The organism is Kitasatospora sp. NPDC059646 (assembly GCF_042734615.1).
In the GTDB taxonomy this organism is placed as follows: domain Bacteria; phylum Actinomycetota; class Actinomycetes; order Streptomycetales; family Streptomycetaceae; genus Kitasatospora.
This window is the reverse complement of sequence record NZ_JBHWDS010000056.1, coordinates 15,345-32,214: the sequence shown is the minus strand read 5'-3', so window position 1 is coordinate 32,214 and position 16,870 is coordinate 15,345. Positions and strand designations below refer to the sequence as shown.

Annotated in this window: 14 protein-coding genes; 9 read left to right on the top strand and 5 right to left on the bottom strand. The window is 74.4% G+C overall.

The window, feature by feature from the left end:
- Positions 1-67: 67 nt before the first annotated feature.
- Positions 68-2,935: a glycosyl hydrolase gene (locus ACFV1L_RS30135; RefSeq protein ID WP_380371774.1), complete on the bottom strand. Its 2,868-nt coding sequence runs from the start codon at positions 2,933-2,935 to the stop codon at positions 68-70.
- A gap of 296 nt (positions 2,936-3,231) precedes the next feature.
- Here ACFV1L_RS30135 and ACFV1L_RS30130 point away from each other — a divergent pair, with 296 nt between their 5' ends.
- The 4 genes from ACFV1L_RS30130 (at position 3,232) to ACFV1L_RS30115 (ending at position 7,968) form a co-directional block, all read left to right on the top strand.
- Positions 3,232-4,536, top strand: a complete 1,305-nt coding sequence (locus tag ACFV1L_RS30130) for an extracellular solute-binding protein (RefSeq protein ID WP_380371771.1) — start codon at positions 3,232-3,234, stop codon at positions 4,534-4,536.
- 93 nt (positions 4,537-4,629) lie between these two features.
- Positions 4,630-5,571, top strand: a complete 942-nt coding sequence (locus ACFV1L_RS30125) for a carbohydrate ABC transporter permease (protein ID WP_380371768.1) — start codon at positions 4,630-4,632, stop codon at positions 5,569-5,571.
- Positions 5,572-5,575: 4 nt separating this feature from the next.
- Positions 5,576-6,475, top strand: coding sequence for a carbohydrate ABC transporter permease (locus ACFV1L_RS30120; protein WP_380371765.1), 900 nt, complete (start codon positions 5,576-5,578; stop codon positions 6,473-6,475).
- Positions 6,476-6,519: 44 nt separating this feature from the next.
- Positions 6,520-7,968 (top strand): GH1 family beta-glucosidase, encoded by a 1,449-nt coding sequence (locus ACFV1L_RS30115; protein ID WP_380371763.1) that lies wholly within the window; start codon positions 6,520-6,522, stop codon positions 7,966-7,968.
- 60 nt (positions 7,969-8,028) lie between these two features.
- On the opposite strand, the gene ACFV1L_RS30110 is transcribed toward ACFV1L_RS30115, so the two are convergent.
- Positions 8,029-9,219 (bottom strand): serine hydrolase domain-containing protein, encoded by a 1,191-nt coding sequence (locus ACFV1L_RS30110; protein ID WP_380371760.1) that lies wholly within the window; start codon positions 9,217-9,219, stop codon positions 8,029-8,031.
- Between the two features lie 191 nt (positions 9,220-9,410).
- Here ACFV1L_RS30110 and ACFV1L_RS30105 point away from each other — a divergent pair, with 191 nt between their 5' ends.
- Positions 9,411-10,361 carry a hypothetical protein gene (locus tag ACFV1L_RS30105; protein WP_380371757.1) on the top strand — a complete coding sequence of 317 codons (951 nt, stop codon included), beginning with the start codon at positions 9,411-9,413 and terminating at the stop codon, positions 10,359-10,361.
- A gap of 40 nt (positions 10,362-10,401) precedes the next feature.
- Here ACFV1L_RS30105 and ACFV1L_RS30100 read toward each other — a convergent pair whose 3' ends face one another.
- Both ACFV1L_RS30100 and ACFV1L_RS30095 read right to left on the bottom strand, forming a co-directional pair.
- Positions 10,402-11,178, bottom strand: a complete 777-nt coding sequence (locus ACFV1L_RS30100) for a hypothetical protein (RefSeq protein ID WP_380371755.1) — start codon at positions 11,176-11,178, stop codon at positions 10,402-10,404.
- A gap of 107 nt (positions 11,179-11,285) precedes the next feature.
- Positions 11,286-12,050 carry a methyltransferase domain-containing protein gene (locus ACFV1L_RS30095; protein ID WP_380371752.1) on the bottom strand — a complete coding sequence of 255 codons (765 nt, stop codon included), beginning with the start codon at positions 12,048-12,050 and terminating at the stop codon, positions 11,286-11,288.
- 188 nt (positions 12,051-12,238) lie between these two features.
- Between ACFV1L_RS30095 and ACFV1L_RS30090 the strand changes: the two genes are divergently transcribed.
- Positions 12,239-12,571 carry a hypothetical protein gene (locus ACFV1L_RS30090; RefSeq protein ID WP_380371750.1) on the top strand — a complete coding sequence of 111 codons (333 nt, stop codon included), beginning with the start codon at positions 12,239-12,241 and terminating at the stop codon, positions 12,569-12,571.
- An 870-nt stretch (positions 12,572-13,441) separates the two neighbouring features.
- Here ACFV1L_RS30090 and ACFV1L_RS30085 read toward each other — a convergent pair.
- A complete protein-coding gene (locus ACFV1L_RS30085) occupies positions 13,442-14,167 on the bottom strand; it encodes a TetR/AcrR family transcriptional regulator (protein ID WP_380371747.1) in 726 nt (241 codons plus the stop codon).
- 145 nt (positions 14,168-14,312) lie between these two features.
- Between ACFV1L_RS30085 and ACFV1L_RS30080 the strand changes: the two genes are divergently transcribed.
- The 3 genes from ACFV1L_RS30080 to ACFV1L_RS30070 all read left to right on the top strand — a co-directional run bounded on the left by ACFV1L_RS30080 (position 14,313) and on the right by ACFV1L_RS30070 (position 16,775).
- Entirely contained in the window at positions 14,313-15,473 is a 1,161-nt protein-coding gene (locus ACFV1L_RS30080) for an FAD-dependent monooxygenase (RefSeq protein WP_380371746.1), read from the top strand.
- Positions 15,474-15,531: 58 nt separating this feature from the next.
- On the top strand, positions 15,532-16,095 hold the full coding sequence (locus tag ACFV1L_RS30075; protein ID WP_380371743.1) for a GNAT family N-acetyltransferase: 564 nt from the start codon (positions 15,532-15,534) through the stop codon (positions 16,093-16,095).
- 119 nt (positions 16,096-16,214) lie between these two features.
- Positions 16,215-16,775 carry a hemerythrin domain-containing protein gene (locus ACFV1L_RS30070; RefSeq protein WP_380371740.1) on the top strand — a complete coding sequence of 187 codons (561 nt, stop codon included), beginning with the start codon at positions 16,215-16,217 and terminating at the stop codon, positions 16,773-16,775.
- The last annotated feature ends 95 nt before the right edge of the window (positions 16,776-16,870 follow it).

The window sequence follows — 16,870 nt, the reverse complement described above, 5'->3', positions numbered from 1 at the left end:
CTCCCGGGCCGGTGCGGACCCGTCGGGGGCCGCGCCGGCCCGGGAGGCGCTCGCGGTGCCGGCCCGGTCAGTCGAACGGGATCCGCAGGACGGAGGCGCTGCCCTGGGACGAGGTGGCGCCGGTGCGGAGTTGGGCCGGGGCGCTGCCGAGGGCGGGCCAGACCTCGATCGTGACGGTGCCGTCGCGCAGGTCGGCGAGCGGCCCGCCGGTGGTGGACCGCAGCCCGGCGGCCGTGGCGCTGTAGCGCTCCCAGCCGGGGACCGGGTCGGTGGCGAAGTAGCGGTACGTCTCGGTCCGGTCGACGGTGCCGTTGCCGTCGAAGTCGTAGGAGACGCGGGCCTGTTGGGCCAGCGCGACGGTGGTGCCCGCGTCGACGTACAGGTCGAAGTCGGTGCTGCCGCCGGTCCGGGCGGCACCGGTGAGGTGGCCGAGGGTGAACGTCACCGGCCGGTAGGGCGTGCCGTCGTGGTTGGCGCCGTCGCCGGCCGGGACGGTGCTGCCGGTCGCGCCGGTGCCGAAGGCGGGGGAGAGGGTGCCGTCGGGCCACAGGTAGAGGGTGTTCGCGCGGGTCTGCGGGACGGTCGGGGAGGGCGAGGGCGATGAGGGGGCGGACGGGGACGGCGAGCCGGTGGCGCCGCCGCTGCCGCCGTCGGGCCTGCTGCCGCGTTCGGAGGCGGTGGAGCGGGCCGGGACGGTCAGGCTGTAGCCGTCGGAGAAGTGCACGGTGCGGGTGGTGGCGGTGTAGTTGTGCGCCACGTGGGTGCGGGTGGCGCCGTTGACGAAGACCGCGGCCGTGGGGGTGTCCGCGGTGGCCGCCGGGTCGAGCGTGCCGAGGGCGGCGAGGTCGTAGACCCAGTGGTAGGTGTGCGCCCGGGACTCGCCCTCCTCCGGGGTGTAGCCGGCGTTCCCGGCGTCCCAGTCGGCCTTCGCGGCGGCCGGGTCGGTCAGCGCCTCGGCCTCCCACAGCAGGTCGCGCCAGTCGGTGAACGCGCCGCCGTTGTTGCTCTTCAGCTCGGCCAGGTTGGCGGCCAGGTCGTCCCGGCGGCGGGCGAGGTAGAGCGAACCCGAGGTGACGGGGAGGAAGTTGATGCCGTGGATCATGCCGGGCGCGGCCGTCCACCAGGTGGAGTACGCGGCGCCGGAGCCCCAGACCATGCCGGCCGTGGCGTGCTGGAACGCGGCCGGGAAGACCCGGTGGTCGGCGTCGAACCAGTACTGCTGAACGGAGTTGGCCTCGGTGGTGTACAGGTAGACGCCGAGGTCGCGCAGCGCGGTGTCGCCGGTCGCGGCGCCGAACAGCAGCAGGCCGGCGCCGAAGTTCAGCGACTCCGAGGAGGACTCCTCGTTGTTGCCGGCGGCGAAGCCGGCGTGGCCGGACGCCCAGCCGTGGCCCGCGTACGGGTCGAAGTTGCGCAGCCAGGGGAACCGGGCGTCGGCGCGGTCGGTGTTGGCCGCGTCCTTGGCCAGCAGCTTGACCATGCCGCCCCACTGCGAGTCGGCCGCCCAGGCGGTGTCGTAGCGGGCGACGGTGGCGGCGGCCTGCACGAAGTAGCCGTAGTGGAAGTGGTGGTCGTTGAGCTCGGCGTCGGTGCCGTAGGAGGCGGGGTAGCCGATCAGGGTCTTCCAGGTGGAGTCGTAGGCGAAGCCCGGTGAACCGGTGCCGGCGAACCAGGCCTGGAGCTTGCCCTTGATCAGCCCGAGCAGCTTGTCGCGGGCCACGGTGTCGCCCAACTGGTCGGCGATCGGCACCAGTTGGGCCAGCCGCCCGAGCGCCTTGCCGACCCAGTAGGTGTCGGTGGCGCCGTTGAACGGGTCGCTCGCGTCGGCGACCTGGTGCACGTAGCCGTCGAGCGCCGCCCGGTCGTACCCGCCCGCGTCCGGCAGCGAGGGCAGGACGCCGGTGACGGACTGCACGGTGGAGAAGGACGAGCCCTGACGGACCTTCATGGTGCCGCGCGGGGAGGTGTAGGCGAGGGAGGTCAGCGTGTCCGGGGTGGCCTGCCACTGCTGCGGGTAGAGCGCGAGGAGCGTGCCGCCGGCGGCGCCCTCCTGGGCGGCGGTGGTGGCGGTGAAGGTGGTGGTGAGCCGGCCCGCGGCCTCGTCGTAGGCCCAGCCGACCCTGGTGTCGGTGACGAAGTTGTAGGCGTACGTGCGGAACAGCGCGAGGTCGGCGGCGGAGGGCAGCAGCGCGACCGAGTAGTAGTCCTTGCTGCCGAGGTTCGCGGTCAGGGTGCTGCCGTTGACGCTCCAGCTGCTGCCGGTGGGCGCGAACAGGCCGTAGGAGTGGCCGGCGACGGTGATGCCGAGCACGCTGCCCTGGTTGCTGAAGACGGTCGGCGCCGAGGCGGTGGTGACCTGCGCGGCCCCGCCGGCGGCGTGCGCGAAGACGTACGGCAGGCCGTGGCCGATCGTCGCGCTGAAGGTGTGCGCGCCGTCCGCCCAGAAGGGGGTGACGGTCCAGTCCGACCAGCCGTCGACCCTGGTGTCGGGTGAGTTCAGGCCGGCCACGCCCAGGGTGAGGTCCTGGGTGTGGGTGTAGTCGTACTGGCGGCCGTCGGGGGTGACGGTCGGCGCGGTCGGGTAGCCGACCTCCAGGCCCGCGGCCCGGGCCTTGAAGGTCATCGGGTGGGCGTACAGGTTCTCCGAGTACGGGTTGCCCGCGTAGCGCTGGTAGATCAGCGAGGACCACCAGTCGTTGGTGGGAGCGGCCTGCCCGGCCGTCCGCGGGGTGGTCTTCGGGGTGACGGGCGCGCCGTCGGCGTTGCTCGGGCCGACGGTGCCGGCGGGGCGGGCGTCGCTGTAGCCGCCGAGGCCGACCCGGACGGTGGCGGCGGAGGCGGTGCCGGTGCCCAGGGCGGCGGTGACGGTCGCGGCGGCGGCCAGCGCCAGGGTGGTCAGGGCCGCGGTGGGGCCGCGCAGGGAGCGGAGCTTCATGGTCGGGTCCACCTTCGAGTGGGGGCGGGCGGAGTATGAGAGCGCTCTCAGCCAGCGGACCGTACGGGCGGGCCCGAAAGGGTGTCAACCGCCGTGACGGAGACTGTTGCGTTCAGAAGTCGAAAGCCCAGGTGGCGGTCCGTGCGAGATCACGTTCAGGTTTCGAGGGCTTGACGGGGGAGTTCCGGCCCGGCACTCTCTCGGCATCGGTTGAGAGCGCTCTCAGAAATTCGGGCGCCCGCCGCCTCCGCTCTGGTACCCCACCCACGCACCCGCCCCGCCCTGGAGGCCTTCGCATGGCTACCCCGAGAGTCCGCCGCTCCACCGCTGCCCTGGGCAGTACCGTCCTCGCCACCGCCCTCCTGCTCAGCGCCTGCGGCTCCGGCGGCACCGGGGCCGCGGACTCCGCCGACGGCAAGGTGACCCTCACGGTGGACCTGTTCGGCACCTTCGGGTTCAAGGAGGCCGGGCTCTACGACGAGTACACGAAGCTCCACCCGAACATCACCGTCAAGCAGACCGACACCCAGGACGAGGGCCAGTACTGGCAGGCGCTGCAGACCAAGCTCGCGGGCGGCGGCGGCCTCGCCGACATCCAGGGCCTGGAGGTCGGCCGGGTGGCCGGCGTGGTGCAGAAGCAGGCCGACCGGTTCACCGACCTGCGGACGCTCGGCATCGGCGACGTCAACGACGGCCTGGTGGAGTGGAAGGGCGCCGCGATCCGGACTGCGGACGGCAAGGTGCTCGGCGCGGGCACCGACATCGGCCCCGAGGCGATCTGCTACCGCACCGACCTGTTCAAGGCCGCCGGGCTGCCCACCGACCGCACCGAACTCGCCGCCAAGTGGTCCACCTGGCAGGGCTACCTCGACCTCGGCAGGCAGTACGCCGCCAAGGCCGGGGCCGGCCACGCCTGGACCGACAGCGCCGCGGGCATGTTCACCGCCGAGGTCGGCCAGCAGAAGGTCCGCTACGCCGACGAGTCCGGCAAGCCCGTGTACGACAGCAGCCCGGCCGTGAAGACCGCCTGGGCCGACGCCACCGCCCTGGTCGCCGACGGCCTGTCCGCCAAGCTCGCCCAGTGGACGCCCGAGTGGAACAAGGCGTTCTCCACCGGCAGGTTCGCCACCCTCTCCTGCCCCGCCTGGATGATCGGCTACATCAAGGGCCAGGCCGGCGACGCGGGAGCCGGCACGTGGGACATCGCCCCCGGACCCGGCCGCACCGGCAACTGGGGCGGCTCCTACCTGACCGTCCCGCGCACCGCCAAGCACCCCAAGGAGGCCGCCCAGCTGATCAAGTGGCTGACCGCCAAGGAACAGCAGGCCGCCCTGTTCACCAAGCAGGGCTCCTTCCCGTCCTCCACCGGCGCGCAGGACGCCATCAAGGACGCCACCGACCCGTACTTCAACAACGCGCCGATCGGCCGGATCTTCAGCGAATCGGCGAAGGCGATGCCCGCCCAGGTGCTCGGCACCGACGACGGCGTGATCGGCAAGGCGTTCACCGACGCCCTCGGCGAGGTCGAACGCACCGGCACCTCGCCCGACACCGCCTGGAAGCACGCCCTGGACAACATCAAGAAGGCCGACGGCAACTGACGGGCCGTCGGATCCAGGCAGTCGAACCCCGCCGGCCCGCCCCGCCGCCCACGCGGCGGCGGGACCGGCCGCCCCGTCGAAGGACCCCGCCCCATGGCCCTCAGCTCCACCGCCCGGCTGCCCGCCGCCGGGCCCGCGAAGCGGCCCGGCCGCCCGCGCCGCCGCCTCGCCCCGTACGGCTTCCTCGCCCCGTTCTTCGTGCTGTTCGCCGCGTTCGGACTGTTCCCGCTGCTGTACACCGCCTGGGTGTCGCTGCACCGGGTCGAACTCCAGACCTCCGACCGGGCGGACTGGCTCGGCCTGCAGAACTACAGCCGACTGCTCTCCGACCCGTTCTTCTGGAACGCGCTGCGCAACACCTTCACCATCGGCGTGCTCTCCACCGTCCCGCAGCTGCTGATGGCGCTGGGCCTGGCGCACCTGCTCAACCACCGGCTCCGCGGCCGCGCCTTCTACCGGGTGGCGATGCTGATGCCGTACGCCACCTCGGTCGCCGCCGCCACCCTGGTGTTCGCCCAACTCTTCGGCCGCGACTACGGATTGATCAACTGGGTGCTGAGCAGCACCGGCCTCCACCCGGTCGACTGGCAGGCCGGCACCTGGGCCTCCCAGTTCGGCGTCTCGGCCGTCGTCACCTGGCGCTGGACCGGCTACAACGCGCTGATCTACCTGGCCGGCATGCAGTCCGTCCCCGCCGAGCTGTACGAGTCCGCGGCCGTCGACGGGGCCTCCCGGTGGCAGCAGTTCCGGCACGTCACCGTGCCCGGACTGCGCCCCACCATCGTGTTCACCGTGGTCGTCTCCACCATCGGCGCCACCCAGCTGTTCGGGGAGCCCCTGCTCTACGAGGGCAATTCCGGCGGCGGCATCTCGCACCAGTACCAGACCCTCGGCCTCTACCTGTACGAGCAGGGCTGGACCTTCTTCCACCTCGGCCGGGCCGCCGCCGTCGCCTGGGTGATGTTCCTACTGATCGTCGTACTCGCCCTGCTCAACGCGGCGATCGCCGCCCGCCGCAACCGCACGGACCGGTGACCCGATGACCCACCCGACCCAGGTGCTCGACAAGCCCGCGGCCGCGCCCCGCAGTTCGGCCCGCCGCTCGCCCCGCCGGGCGCGACCGCCGCTGCACGGCGGACCGCTCGCCCACGCCGTGCTGATCGGCGCCACGCTGCTCGCCGTCTTCCCGTTCTACTGGACACTGGTCGCCGCCAGCCGCTCCAACGCCGAACTCAGCTCCGCCACCCCCGCGTTGACCCCGGGGCCCCAGCTGTTCCACAACTTCGGCGAGGCGCTCCGGCAGGCCGAGATCGGCAAGGCACTGGTCAACTCGCTGATCGTGTCCGGCACCGTCACCGCCGGCGTGGTGCTCTCCTCCACGCTCGCCGGCTTCGCCTTCGCCAAGCTGCGGTTCCGCGGCCGCGGCGCGCTGCTCGCCGTCACCGTCGGCACCATGATGATCCCGCCGCAGCTGGGCGTGATCCCGCTGTTCATGGTCATCGCCAGGCTCGACCTGCAGAACAAGCTGCCCTCGGTGATCCTGCCCTCGCTGGCCTCCGCCTTCGGCGTGTTCTTCATGCGCCAGTACCTGGCACAGGCGCTGCCCGACGAACTGGTCGAGGCCGGCCGGACCGACGGCGCCTCGCTGCTGCGGATCTTCCGGTCCATCGTGCTGCCCGTCGCCCGCCCCGGCATGGCCGTGCTCGGCATGCTCACCTTCATGGCCACCTGGAACGACTTCTTCTGGCCGATCGTCGCCCTCAGCTCCCAGAACCCCACCGTGCAGGTCGCGTTGAAGTCGCTCGGGCAGGGCTACGTCCCCGACCAGTCCGTGGTGATGGCCGGCACCCTGATCGGCACCCTGCCCGTGCTGGCCGTGTTCGCTCTGCTCGGCCGGCAGATCGTCGGCGGCATCATGCAGGGAGCCGTCAAGGGCTGACCCGGCCGTCCCCCCCCCCGCCGACGCACCCTCGAACCGTTTGGATGGCAGACCACATGACCGTCGACACTCCTCCCGCGACCGGCTCGGCCGCACCCGCCCGGTTCCCGGCCGGCTTCGTCTGGGGCGCCGCCACCGCCGCCTACCAGATCGAGGGCGCCGCCGACCGGGACGGCCGCACCCCGTCCATCTGGGACACCTTCGCCCGCCGCCCCGGCGCCGTCCGCAACGGCGACACCGGCGACATCGCCGCCGACCACTACCACCGCTACCGCGAGGACGTCGCCCTGATGTGCGAACTCGGCCTGCGCGCCTACCGGTTCTCGCTCGCCTGGCCGCGGGTGCGGCCCGGCGGCCGGGGCCCCGCCAACGAGGCCGGACTCGACTTCTACGACCGCCTGGTCGACGAACTCCTCGCCGCCGGCATCACCCCCGTCGCCACCCTCTACCACTGGGACCTGCCGCAGGAACTCGAGGACGAGGGCGGCTGGACCGACCGCGCCACCGCCCACCGCTTCGCCGAGTACGCGAGCATCGCCGCCCGCCGCCTCGGCGACCGCATCCCCACCTGGACCACCCTCAACGAGCCCTGGTGCAGCGCCTTCCTCGGCTACGGCAACGGCGTCCACGCCCCCGGCCGCACCGACCACGCCGCCGCCCTCGCCGCCCACCACCACCTGCTGCTCGCCCACGGCCTCGGCACCGCCGCGCTGCGCGCCGAACTCCCCGCCGGCGCACAGGTGTCGCTCACCCTCAACCTGGCCGCCGTCCGCCCGCTCACCGCCGGCCCCGCCGACCTCGACGCGGCCCGCAGGATCGACGGCCTCGCCAACCGGATCTACCTCGACCCGGTGTTCCGCGGCAGCTACCCCGAGGACGTCCTCGCCGACACCGCGCAGATCACCGACTGGTCCTTCGTCCGCGACGGCGACCTCGCCGAAATCTCCCGCCCCGTCGACTCGCTGGGCATCAACTACTACACGCCGACCGTCGTCGCGGCCGAGGCCGCCGAGCCCGCCGAGGGCGCCCCGCGCGGCGACGGGCACCAGGGCGGCAGCCCCTGGCCGGCCGACCGGGGCATCCGCTTCCTGCCCGCCCCCGGCACCCGCACCGCCATGGACTGGCCGGTCGACGCCGACGGCCTGTACGAACTCCTCACCCGGCTGCGCGACGACCTCCCGGGCGTCCCGCTGCTGGTCACCGAGAACGGCGCCGCCTACGAGGACTACAGCGACCCCAGCGGCGCCGTCCACGACCCCGAGCGGATCGCCTACCTGCACGCCCACCTCGCCGCCGTGCACCGCGCCATCGCCGACGGCGCGCCCGTCCGCGGCTACTTCCTGTGGTCGCTGCTCGACAACTACGAATGGGCGTACGGCTACAGCAAGCGCTTCGGCATCGTGCACGTCGACTTCGCCAGCCAGCGCCGCACCCCGAAGGACAGCGCGCACTGGTACCGGCAGGTGATCCGGGACGGCGCCCTGCCGCAGTGAGCGGGCCACCTCCCGGTCCGGCGGGGCCACTCGGCCGGCGGACCGGGAGGTGACGCCGGATCAGGAAGCGGACTCCGGGCCGCAGAAGGCGAGGTCGATCAGGTCGATCACCGCCGGCACCAGCTCCGCGCCCTTCCGCTGGTCGTACGGGTTGGCCGAGATCGCCAACTGGCGGGTGCCGGAGCGGTCCCCGAACAGGTACGTGACGTAGCCGTAGATGCCGCCCGGGTGCCCCCAGACCTCGCCGCAGGACAGCCGCAGCTGCATCAGGCCCAGGCCGTAGCGGGACGGCGGCTGCGCGTCCGCCGCCACCGTCTCCGTCATCGCCGCGAGCTGCGCCGGGGGCAGCAGCCGGCCGCCCAGCAGCGCCGCGTCGAACCGGGCCAGGTCGTCCGTGGTGGAGATGAGTTCACCCGCCGGGCCGGCCACCGACGGGTTCAGCTCGGTGATGTCGGCCGGCCCGTCGGACAGCGGCAGGTAGCCGTGGCTGTGCGGCCCCGGGACGGCGGTGGCGTCGCCCGGCAGGAAGGTGTGGCGCAGCCCCAGCGGCCGGAGCACCCGCTCGCGCACCTCGGCCCGCCAGTCGTTGCCGGTCACCTGCCGGATCAGCTCGCCCATCAGCAGGTAGTCGGTGTTCGAGTAGTGCCAACCCCGGCCGGGCGCGAAGTACGGCTCGTGCGAGACGCCGACGGCGATCAGGTCGCGGGCCTCGAAGGACTTCCACCGGTCCGTGGCGAGCAGCCGGCGCATCGCCTCGTCCGAGTCGTACGCGAACCGCGGGTCCTCGGTGTAGTCGTACAGGCCCGCCGTGTGGTTGAGCACCTGACGGACCGTGACGTTCGCGCCGTTCGGGACCACGCCCGGCAGGTGGCGCTCGACCGGGTCGTCCAGGCCCACCCGGTGCTCGGCGACCAGCTGGAGCACCACGGTCGCCACGAAGGTCTTGGTGACGCTGCCCGCCCGGAACTCCCCGTCCACCGGGGCCGGCCGCCGCGTCGTCAGGTCCGCCACGCCCGAGCTGCCGCGCCAGACCGCGCGCCCGTGGTCGCGCAGCTCGGCGATCGCGCCGCTCGCGCCCGCCCGGCCGGTCAGCGCGTCCAGCCCCTGCTGGAGCGCGGCCCGCCGGGGCACCGGCGCGAACCCGGGCGCGCCGGGCGCGGCCGCGCCGGCCGAGGGCGCCAGGGCGAACACCGACGCGCCCGCGACCACCAGCGACGCGGCCAGCCGCAGCGCGGATCGGTACTTCTTCACACGATTCTCCTTCGACACACACTTCGGACAGAAGGGGTTCGTCGCCCGCCAGCCTCACCGTCCGGCCGCCCCGCGGCATCCCTCGCCAGGAGGAGACCCGGCCCGGCGGATACACCCGGAGACGGAAGCCGACGCCCCGTCACCCCGCCCACCGGCGGGGGCCGTCACCGCCGAGGGCTGTCGTGGCGCGCATGACCGACTCCCCGGCCCACCGCCCCGTCGTCACGCGCCTGGTGGACGGCGCGATCTGCGCCTACCGCCCGACCGGCGACGAGCCGGGCGAACTCCGGCCCGCCGCCGTGTTCCGACCGGTGGACGGGGACGCCGTGGTGAGCCGCACGGTGCCGGCCGACCTCTCCCGCGCGTACTACGCCACCCCGGACGCCGTGGTGTGCGTCGCCGCCGACGGCGAACAGCTGTGGCGCTCGGCGTTCACGCCCGAGAAGACCGAGGAGTGGGGCCACACGGCGAACTGCGCGCTGTCCCCCGACGGGCGGCGCCTGTGGGTGTACCGGCCGGACGCGATGGCCGGGCGGGGCGACACCGACCGGTGGGAGGTGCTGGACGCCGCCACCGGCGCACTGCTCGGCCGGGCCGACCTGGACACCGTCGGCCACGGCGGCGAGCACTGGGCGGACCGGACCGGCGGCGCGATGCTGCTCGACATCGGCGAGGGCCAGGACGGCACCGCCGTGTACCGGGGCCGGCTCGGCGAGCACGGACTGGAGGTGGAACGCCTGCCCTGGGACGACCGGTGCCCGATCGGCCTGTCGCCCGACGGCCGCCGCCTGCTGACGGTCGATCACGGCCAGGACGACGCCACCGTGCTCGCCCTCCCCGACGGCGAGGTGCAACTCACCGTCACCCTCGCCGACTTCGGCGACGCGCCGGAGGAACACGAGGCGATGGTGGAGTGGAGCGGCGGCCACCTCGACGCGGACACCCTGCTGCTCGTCCTCACCGGCGAGACCGAGGACGAGCAGGAGTGGTTCCAGGCGTACCGCGTCGACGCCCACGACGGCCGGATCCTCGGCGAGTTCACCACCCACGCCACGGGCCCCTACGACCTCCAGCCGCTCGGCGACGGCAGCTGGCTCACCACCGGCCCCTCCGGCCACCCCGTGCGCCGGTTCGCCCGCTGAGCGGTCAGGAGCTCCCACGCCGCCCCGGGCGCTTCGCCGGTCAGGAGTTCCACCAGGCCGGGCGGACCCGCAACGAATCCTCCTTCACACAGCCGAGGCCGTTGACGATCTCCTCGGCGTGCAGGTCCCAGCCGACCACGCCGTTGCCCTTGCGGTCGAGCTCGATCAGCCGGGACTCCTCGGTCTGCGCGCCGGTCGCCACCTGGCAGTGCAGCACCGTGTCCCAGGCCAGGCCGTCCAGGGCGGTGGCGAACGCCGTCAGCGGCAGCAGGACCACCGTCAGCAGCACGGCGGCCCACTGCTCGGCCGCGACGAACCGCACCTGCCACGGGGCGAGGCCGGTACGGGCCGGGCGGTGGCCGCGGCGGCCCGCCCGGTACTCCCAGACGATGCCCTGACGCAGCATCAGCGCGACCAGCGTCACCGCGAGCCCCCACCACGGGCCGTAGAACACCCAGCACAGCACGCCCATCGCCAGCGGGTTCACCAGCGTCAGCGCCACCGTCCGGGCCGTCGAACCCGGCGAGCGGCCGCCCGGCACCGCGCCCCGGGCCGCGAACAGCGCGAACACCACCCGGGAGGTCACCACCGCCACCAGACCGCCCAGCAGCGGACGGGTCGTCACCATGCCGACCACCACCTCGCCGAGGTTCCGGACGCCCATCGCGCCGACCACCTCGCGGGTGTGCGAGCCGCCGCCCACCGTCCAGGCGATCTTCACCAGCGGGACGGCCACCACCAGCGCCAGCAACACCGTGTGGCCCGGACCGCCCTTGCGGTCCAGCTCCGTGCGCTGCTCCTGCTCGTCCTGCACCACCGCGACCGCCTCCCGCGCTCCCTCGGACCCCGCCCGGCCCATGCATAGCCGCTCGGGCGGGCCGGGCGGGGGACGCGCGCCGCCACGGGCGCCCCGCCGGGGCCCGATCAGGCGGTGGGCCTGCGGGCCTCGATCAGAGTGCGGGACATGGTGGAGACGAACACGCCCTCGCGCCCGATCAGTTCGTGCAGGTCGCGCAGGCGCTCGCGGTAGCGGTCCACCGAGAAGCCCGGCACCGTCCAGACCACCTTGCGCAGGAACCACACCACCGCGCCGACGTCGAAGAACTCCAGGCGCAGCCGCTCGTTGCGGCACTGCACCACCTCCAGGCCGGCCGCCCGGGCCTGCGCCGCCTCCACCTCGTGCTCGCGCGCCCCGCCCACCTCGAACGGGCCGAGGAAGAACGCGCTCAACTCGACGTTGGTGCGGCCGCCGACGTGCTGCGCGAAGTAGCTGCCGCCCGGCACCAGCACCCGGGCGAGCTCCGGCCAGTGCACGGTGGCCGGGTGACGGCTCGTCACCAGGTCGAACGCGCCGTCCGCGAACGGCAGCGGCGCGTCCTCCGGGGAGGCGACCAGCACCGCGCCGAGCGGATGCAGCAGTCGGGTGGCCCTCACCGCGTTCGGCGGCCAGCCCTCGGTGGCGGCCATCGTGCGCGGAAAGCCTCCGGTCGCCGCCCCGGCCAGCACCTCGCCGCCGCCCGTCTGCACGTCGAGCGCGGCGGAGGCGGCGGCCAGCCGCTCGCCCAGCAGCCGCTGGTAGCCCCAGGAGGGGCGCTGCTCGGTGGCCCGGCCGTCGAGCCAGGAGAAGTCCCAGCCGTCGACCGGAGCGGCCTCGGCCTCGGCGAGAAGTGCGTCGAAAGAGCGGTCCATGCCGGGCATCGAATCATGCCGGCGGCGGACCCGGCGAGCGAATCGGGGCGCGGCGCGGGTCCCGACGCGGCACCGGACGACGGACCGGGGTGTCGCGCCGGTGCGGGCCGACCGGGCGGACGTCCCGTCAGTTCGCGAAGCCGGGGCGGGGTGAGGGCGGCCGTGTCGGCTCGGGCATCATCGACGGCATGAGCGACACGCACTCCGACCCGCTGGCCCGGCTGTGGGAGGACTTCCTCACCCTGCCCTTTCCGCGCAGCTGCTACCGTCAGGCCCCCGCGGGCGAGGACCTGGTCCTGCTCGACAGCCACCTGGCCGGCTGCGTGTCCGCCGCGCTGACCGGGCCGCTCGACCGGCGGCGCCGAGAAGCCCTCCGGCACGGCATGGCCACCGTCGACCGGATCCTCCCGGAACTCGCCGACGACGCCGAGGGGCGCGAGTACTTCAGCCGCCTGCGCGCACTCGCCGTCCTCGCGGTGGAACGCGAAGGCCAGGACGGACCGGCCGACCCGATCCGCTGATGCCCCGAAGGGGCGGCGCACCGGAGCGCGCGGAGCGGCTCGTGGCGGCGACCGGCGACCGGGAGTCGGCAGCTGGAGTACCGTCCGCCCGTCACGGCCGGATCCGTCGCGCACCGGACCTCGTCGACCTGCTGCTGGAGGACGGCGCGGGACCTTGAGGACCGCCCGATCCCCGGCACGACCCCGCTGGAGCGGGCCGCGAGGTACGCCCGCCCTCGTTCCTCCGGCGGACCCGGGCCGCCGAGCAGTGGGGCGGGGCGAGCGGGCCGACAGAGACGACGGCCGGGGCCGAGACCGGTCCTGACCCCGCGTCACGGCGAACGGCGGATCGCGAGGGAGCGCGCGGAGGTGGGGCGCGGCGTGATCGCCGGGCCCCACGACCCCGCGCCGGCCGCCGGGTACGACGGCCGGGGCGCTGCGGGCCGCACCCTCGTCGGGCGGCTCCACCGGGGACGGTCCGGGTGCGGAGCAGCCCCGCAGGGGGTACCGGCACGCCGTCGCGGCGCTGGCGCACCCGCGTGGGGGCGCGCCGATCGTGCTGCCCGAGCGCCCCCGCGAAGCAGATTGACGGATCGTCGGCCCGGGGAGATCCACTACCGGGGGACGACCGACCGGGGGAGATCCGGGCCGCGAGGCGGTCCGGGCGGGTGATCCCGGCGGAACGGCCCACACGTCCGCGCCCGGCACGGGAACGGCACCAGCAGGAACCGGACCACCCGGAGGCACCGCATGCACCTGACCATGGTTCTGCTGCTCACCCCGCTCGTGCTGGCCGGCGCCGTCACGGCCCGCACCCCCGCCCGGCGCGGCCGGCACCGCGCCGGTCCGCGCCGCCCGCAGCCCTGACGCCCGGCCGCGCCCGACGGCCCGTCAGAGCCGCCCCGCCCGGCGGTCGATCAGCGCCGCCAGCCCGTCCAGGATCCGTTCGATGCCGAAGTCGAAGGCGTTGTCGCGGCCGTCGCCCGGCTCCGCCAGGGCGGCGGCGAGCGCCGGGTAGCGCTCCGCGTGCGCCATGACCAGCCCGCCCAGGGCGCGCAGCAGTTCCGCCTCGGGCGAGCCCTCGCGGGACTGCCGCTGCTGCTCGGCGATCGCCCGCACGTGGCCGACCAGCAGCACGGCGGCGTCCATCCGCTCCGCACCGCTCAGGCCCTGGCCGTCCAGTGCTGCCACCACCCGCTCCAGCCAGGCGAGTTCGCGCGGGCCGGTGAGCCGCGGGGCGGACAGCGCGTCCAGCACCCACGGGTGGGCGGCGAGCAGGGCGGCCATCCGGTGCGCCCAGTCGGTGAGTTGGTCGCGCCACGGGGCACCGCTCGGCGGCGGGGGCTCGCCGACCGTGTGCTCGATCATCAGGGCGATCAGCTCGGCCTTGCCCGGCACGTACCGGTACAGCGACATCTTCGTGTAGTCCAGCAGCCCCGCCACCCGCTGCATGGACACCGCCGCCAGCCCCTCGGCGTCCGCGACCTCGATCCCGGCCCGGGCGATCGCCTCCAGGCTCAGGGCCGGCTTCGGCCCCCGGGTCGGCCGGGCCGGGGGCCCCCACAGCAGCCGCACCGCCGCCGCGTCCTGTCCCGGCTGTTCCGACTGCTCCGCCACGGGCCCTCCCCGGTACGCGCCGAACTGCCTTGCGTCCGGCCTGAAACTGCGTCTACCGTACACAGCAGAAACAGTGTCCATCGGACACACTTTCTGGCCCGGGCCCGGGGAGGGCCCGCTCCGGCCTGCCCACCGAGGGGGAAACATGCAGATCCTGATCTCCGGCGCCGGCATCGGCGGGCCCGCGCTCGCCTACTGGCTCGCCCGCCACGGCCACCGCCCCACCGTGGTCGAACTCGCGCCCGCGCTGCGGGCCGGCGGCCAGGCCGTCGACTTCCGCGGCCCCACCCACCTGACGGTCCTCCGCCGGATGGGCCTGCTGGAGGAGCTCCACAGCCTCGACACCGGCGGCAACCCGATGACCTTCACCGACCGGCACGGCCGCACGCTGCTCCGGCTGCCCGCCGACTTCGCCGGCGGCGAGATCGAGATCCCGCGCGGCGAACTCGCCCAACTCCTGCACCGCCACACCGAATCCACCACCGAGTACCTGTTCGGCAACACCGTCACCGCGCTCCGGCAGGACGACCGCGGCGTCCGGGTCGCCTTCCGGCACGGCCCCGACCGCCGCTTCGACCTGGTGATCGGCGCCGACGGACTGCACTCCCGGATCCGCGCCCTCGCCTTCGGCCCCGAGCAGGACCACGTCCGCCACCTCGGCTACTACGCCGCCACCTGGCAGTTCCCCAACACGCTCGGCCTGCCCGCCGGCAGCACCGGCATCAACACCCCCGGCCGGCTCGCCGCCGCCGGCGCCGACCCCCGCGACCCGGACCGCGCCGGCGCCTTCCTGCTGTTCGCCTCGCCGCAGCTCGACCACGACCGGCACGACACCGACGCCCTCAAGTCCCTGCTGCAGCAACGTTTCGCCGACCTCGGCCGGCCCGTCCCGCACCTGCTGGAGACCCTGCGCGACGCGGACGACCTCTACTTCGACTCGATCAGCCGCGCCGACGTCCCGGCCTGGTCCGACGGCCGGATCGCCCTGCTCGGCGACGCCGCCTGCGGCGCCACCATCGGCGGCATGGGCACCGGCACCGCACTGGTCGCCGCGTACGTCCTCGCCACCGAACTCGCCCGCGCCGACGGCGACCACCGCACCGCCTTCGCCCGCTACGAACGGACCGTCCGCCCGTACGCCGAACGCTGCCAGCGCGGCGGCGACCGCACCGGCCCGTTCCTCGCCCCGCGCACCGCCGCCGGGCTCCGGGTGCGCAACGCCCTGCTCAACCGGGGCTGGATCCTGGAGAAGATGCTCGAACTCGGCAAGGACGTCTCCACCATGGAGCTGCCGGAACCGGTCTGAGTCCGCCCCCGGCGAAATCCCCTTGCCGCCGTTCTCCGCACCGGCCCAAGATCGGCGCATGGACCACGTGATACGCCCCACCACCGCCGAGGACTGGCCGCGCACCAAGCAGCTGCGGCTGGACGCGCTGCGCGACCCGGTCGCGCACATCGCCTTCCTGGAGACGTACGAGACCGCCGCCGCCCGCCCGGACGAGGTCTGGCAGCAGCGCGCGGCCGGCTCCCGCACCTCCGGCGGAGAGCTGATGGCCCGTCAGTTCGTGGCGGAGCGGCCGGACGGCGGCCTGGACGGGTCGGTCACGGTGCTGATCGAACGGGCCGGCACCGAGGACGTCCTCGGCGGGCGGATCGAGACCGACCAGGCCCACCTGGTCGGCGTGTTCGTCCGGCCCGAGCAGCGCGGCACCGGCCTGGCCCGCGCCCTGTTCGACGCCGCGATCGCCTTCGCCGACGCACTCGACGAGCCCCGGATCTCGCGGGTCCGCCTCTACGTGCACCAGGACAACGAGCGCGCCGAGGCCTTCTACCGGAAGATCGGCTTCGTCCGCAGCGGCCGGTCCGTGCCCGTCCCCGGCGACGACTCGTCGGTCGAGCACGAGCTCGTCCTCGCCCGGGAGAGCTGACCGCCCGCCCCGCGACCGGCCGTTCCGGCCGGTCCGGTGTGTGCGCCGGGCGCGACGGGGCAGCCGAGGCCGTGGAGGCCCGCGACCGGCGCGGGCCCGGAGCGAGCGGGAGGCAGGCCATGGCAGGCCACGGCGGCAACGTCATCCACGAACTGAAGACCGACCACCGGGAGATCGAAGAGCTGTTCGCCCGGATCCGATCCGCCGCCACCGGCACCGAGCGCAAGGAACTGCTCGACGACGTGACCGTGGAACTGGTGCGCCACTCGATCGCGGAGGAGGCCCACCTCTACCCGGCGGTGCGGGCCCACGTGCCCGCCGGCGAGGTGCTCGCGGACAAGGAGGTCGAGGACCACGCCCGGGTCGAACGGCTGCTCAAGGCGATCGAGAGCACCGCCGCCGACGACCCCGCACTGCCGGGCCTCGCCGCCACCCTGATCGAGGAGGTCACCTCGCACATCCAGGAGGAGGAGCGCGAGCTGTTCCTCGCACTCCAGGCCTCCTGCGACGACGGCGAACTCGACCGCCTCGGCGACCGGATCCGCCGCGCCAAGGCCACCGCCCCCACCCGCCCGCACCCGGGCGCCCCCTCCTCGCCCGCCGCCCGCAAGGTCCTCGCCCCGGGCGTCGGACTGGTCGACCGGGTCCGCGACCACCTGACCGGCCGACCGGGCCGCTGAGCACCCCGGACGGGCGGCCGGCTCGCCGGGCACCCCGGCCCGGTCGGCCGGCCCGCCGGGCGCGCCGCCGAGCACCCCGGACGGGCGACTGGCTC